Source organism: Vibrio sp. Hep-1b-8 (genome assembly GCF_006124995.1).
Taxonomy (GTDB): domain Bacteria; phylum Pseudomonadota; class Gammaproteobacteria; order Enterobacterales; family Vibrionaceae; genus Vibrio.
This window is the reverse complement of record NZ_QEWN01000121.1, coordinates 1-3,999: the sequence shown is the minus strand read 5'-3', so window position 1 is coordinate 3,999 and position 3,999 is coordinate 1. Positions and strand designations below refer to the sequence as shown.

The 3,999-nt window shown below is 41.6% G+C and carries 4 protein-coding genes; 1 reads left to right on the top strand and 3 read right to left on the bottom strand.

The window, feature by feature from the left end; genetic code table 11:
• From DA100_RS16525 to DA100_RS16515, 3 genes are all read right to left on the bottom strand, one after another.
• A partial coding sequence (locus DA100_RS16525; protein ID WP_171052241.1) for an IS630 family transposase occupies positions 1-586 on the bottom strand: 586 nt, incomplete at its 3' end.
• 137 nt (positions 587-723) lie between these two features.
• Positions 724-1,758 carry an SUMF1/EgtB/PvdO family nonheme iron enzyme gene (locus DA100_RS16520; RefSeq protein ID WP_138973140.1) on the bottom strand — a complete coding sequence of 345 codons (1,035 nt, stop codon included), beginning with the start codon at positions 1,756-1,758 and terminating at the stop codon, positions 724-726.
• Between the two features lie 468 nt (positions 1,759-2,226).
• Positions 2,227-3,258, bottom strand: a complete 1,032-nt coding sequence (locus DA100_RS16515; protein ID WP_138973139.1) for a S66 peptidase family protein — start codon at positions 3,256-3,258, stop codon at positions 2,227-2,229.
• A 461-nt stretch (positions 3,259-3,719) separates the two neighbouring features.
• Between DA100_RS16515 and DA100_RS16510 the strand changes: the two genes are divergently transcribed.
• On the top strand, positions 3,720-3,999 hold a 280-nt coding region (locus tag DA100_RS16510), incomplete at its 3' end, for an AraC family transcriptional regulator (protein WP_138973138.1).

Here is a 3,999-nt window from a genome sequence, read left to right as displayed (position 1 = left end):
CCGTTGTTTCAATCACTTTAGCCTGACCAGTACGTATCCAGCCATGAGATATTTTTGTTAATAAGGTTGGGTGAACTGCATCGATAAAGACTATCGATTCATCCTTGCCACAGCTTGCCTTTAGAGCTTCATAAGCCTCTATGAATGCTTGCTGTTTTGCTTTATCAAACTTGTGTGGAACGCCTTTCGGTTGCTTGTAGCTAAAGCCATTGTGGTGAAGCCATTTGTTCATACCAGAGACCGTATAATCAAGTCCAAATGCCTCTTTAACGTAGGCGACAATTTGATGAGTGTGAGAATAGGTTTTCTCAGTCAAATGCTCGATTAGGTGCATGGTTTGAGTAGCAGAAAGCTTGCTTTGGCTTCCGCCATTTTCAGGCTTAAGTTTTTCAGAAAGAGCGTAGTCACTAAGGTGGCGTGCAACGGTTGATTCATGAATGCGAAGAGCTTGAGCAATCATGGTCTGACTCCACCCCTCTGTGGTAAGCAATACTGCTTTAATACGGTCACGCACTCGACCATCACGAGTAGAATCGTGCATTTGTTCGAGTTGCAGTTTCTGCTGAGGAGTCAGTGTAATTTTCATGGTTCGTAGCATGATCCTGATTCTAAATAAAATCAAGCATTTTCAATGATCAGGGGTATAGTTAAAACGTGTGTCCCGTTAAGAATCGGTTACTATATTTAACCATAGCGACCGCCGTAAGGCGGTCGTTTTCGAGGCTAATAAGTTTGTTCGGTGCTTTGGACTGCGCAGCGAAACCCTGAGTTGAGTGCTGGCATATAGTCGCTCAATGGATAGTGTACGCGAGAGGTATTAACCATACCTATACCACCTCGTTTGACTTTGTTCTCACCCGTTTCGGGCCCTTGAGGATCAAGTTTTGGTGACACTTTATAATAATCTTTAGCGTACCAATCATTGACCCACTCAGCAGCATTTTCAGTCATATCATAAAGACCAAGTGGATTGGGAGCATAAGTACCAACAGGGTTTAGATCCGTATCAACATTAGCGGTTTTTTCGGTAAACTCCTCATAGCCACCTAATTCTGGATTATGGAAACCTCTTCCCCTAAGCTGAATAAAACCATTGTTGGTTGCGTAGTAGAGTTTTTGACCACGGCTGCGTGCCGCATATTCCCACTGCGCTTCGGTAGGCAGATCGACGGGCAGAGCCGTTAACTGCCCCAGCCACTGACAATAGTTTTTTGCATCCTGCCAATTTACTTTTCTAGCGGGTTTGCCTTCGTAATACTCTTTTCTTGATTCAAAATCTTTAGCATCCCGTTTGAGATATTGACCATCGATTGTCCTCTGTTCAAAAGGTCGATTAAACGCTTGTAAATAAACATCATAATCCAGCAACTCCGCTTCATACTTTGACAACGAATAACTGCTTAACGTGACTTCATGTTGAATATCTGCACCACTGCTGACCATTTCTACCGCACTGTAACAGCTTGCTTCCGGCGTCCAGACTGGGCGATTAAGATCGTCGTTCATGCAGGGCATACGAAAGTCGCCCATAATAAAACCGCCACCTTCGACAAACACCATATTCTCAATCGACTTTACCGCGAGCTCAGCAATATTTTGTTTTAGTTCGCTGTCTGCATCTGGGTAGTGTTTGTTGACATTGCTAATAATAGTGTTGAGCTGCTGTTGAGAAAGCACGTTGCTGGAAATGTCGATATCGCTATTGCATGCCGCCAATAAAGGAATCGCCCCGAGAAGACCTAGCCATTTATAATTCATTATCAATCCTCATTATTTAGCCGTTTATTTTAAGCGGCTAAGCAGGTGACATGAAGTTAATGACTCGGAAATAATGTGATTTTCCTTCCTTTTCTTAATGATGCACACCCAGTTAATAATTAATCAATCTATCAAGTAGTTATCAGAAATGACCTAGTTTAAGATTATTTTAATACTCTAAAGAGTACGGCAATTCAGTCCCGTCATTTTCCCTCGGTAGTTAACGTAGTGACAAAGTCGCTTGGTGATCACAGCTATTACCTTACAGCTCTAGCGCGTCTCTGGACAAAAGTGTTTCAGGGCTTTTACTAAATTAGCCAGATACGGATAACTTTTGGTATCCCAAAACGCAATCACGCACCGCCGAACTCAGTGCCTGAGATGGAAGAAAATGGACAAAACCTTGCATGGTTTAAGTTAAACCCATTTGCCAAAACTCACAAATTATGCAATTAAGTCAGTGATCTATTATATAAGGGTCTGACTCAGTTCCCCAACTTCATCATTTAATTCCACCTTTGCTACAGCACCATTGATAAGCGTAAGATTCGGTGGAACGTGGCCAATATCTAAATCATACATTACAGGGATTCCAATGTTCGCTAGGCTACTTTCTATAGCTTCATGATATTTGAGAGCTTGCTCATTGCTTGGATCAGGGGCAGCATTCCTGCCCAAAACTAAACCATTAATATGCTTGAACACCCCCCTAAATTTCATGCTTAATATTGTTCGGGCAATATCTGTTGGTGACATTTCTGCATTTTCCAGATAGAGCACGATACCTTCTGGATAGTCTTCAGAGAGAGCTTTCAAATCAAGATATTCCGTATCAAAAAGGTGAAGCAATGTATCCCAACAGCCTCCAATGAGTCTACCTTCGATAGTTGTGCTTGATTTTGGTCTTACTAGCCATTTCCAACTTGATGCAGTGTCAGGTGTAATGCCGCTTGCAGGTTTACTCACGATGTCTGGCCACTGACTAGCGTACATAGTCGATGCTTCTTGAGAAAACGTCGAACCAATAGAGGTTCCAATATACGTGATGGTATTTGACGTTAGTGGATCTTTTGCTTGAGGAGTTAGATCCATCAAATTGGAGCAATGTGCAGTAGCCCACCGAAGCTTACTTGTAAATGTTGCGGCTAAGGTACTGACATCAGAAAAACCTAAGATCCACTTTGGTCTAACATTTTGAAGCTTGGAAAAGTCTATGAGAGGAAAAAGCTCCATAGACAGTTCCCCCCCCCAAGGGGGATAAATAGCATCAATGTTATCATCCATTAAAAATCTTATCAGTTCTTCTACACGTTGTTCTATTGGTGCACTTACGTGTTTAAACTGCCCATACAAGCAATCACCCACAACAATCTTGAAACCTTGAGATTCAAGATGTTTTTTAATGATACTAAATCTAGCTTTGTGTTCTTCCGCTATCCCTGATGAAAATGCTGTGATTGCTATCGTGCTTCCTTCTCTTAAAGGTTTTGGGTATTTCATTGTTTTTTCTCATTAATTTAAGCTTTTTTGAAAATACCTACTAACTAACTCAATTACAATACGTTATGAGCAAGTAAGCATAAATACGCACTTCCTATTAAGGCGGACGATTGAGCTTATTGCTCAGTTTTGGGAGTTTTCTGTCACGTCCTCTCTGCTGCTAACCATGAGAGAAAGAACGGTGATTTCAGTGGCACGATTTGCCACTGAGTAATTGCGTTAACACCGAAAGGGGCAGAACTTTGCTAACGATGATCACTGCTGATAAAACTCTGGACTGAAGTAAGCACTGAGTACCATGCAGTTAAAAAGTGCGTTATTGTTTGTTGGTGTGGTAACTGAGCAAACCTATTCGTCCTCCATAAGCTTTATTCTAGCCGTCATCCAGCAATTTCAATCAGGCATAATTAAATCTTCGTGGGTATCATCTCTACGATTTCTGAGTTGGAGTATCAAAAACAATGAGCGTGATAAAACGTCATGAACGACAGATAAAGAAAGTGTGCGACTTTATAGATAGTAACCTAGACGACGAGTTCTCACTTGAGCATCTCAGTACTGTGGCTGCCAGTTCAAAGTACCACTTTCACCGTATCTTTAAGGCGTTTATGGGGATCAGTGCTATGCAGTATGTGTTACTTGCACGAATGAAACGAGCTTCCTTTAGGTTAGCATTTGAGTCAGAGTTCAGTGTTACTGATATTGCTTTTGAAGCTCAATTCGAAAGCCTAGAAGCTTTTA

Bases quoted from the DNA above. Each gene is read 5' to 3' on its own strand.
- DA100_RS16520 (WP_138973140.1), bottom strand. From the start codon at position 1,758: ATGAATTATAAATGGCTAGGTCTTCTCGGGGCGATTCCTTTATTGGCG.
- DA100_RS16515 (WP_138973139.1), bottom strand. From the start codon at position 3,258: ATGAAATACCCAAAACCTTTAAGAGAAGGAAGCACGATAGCAATCACA.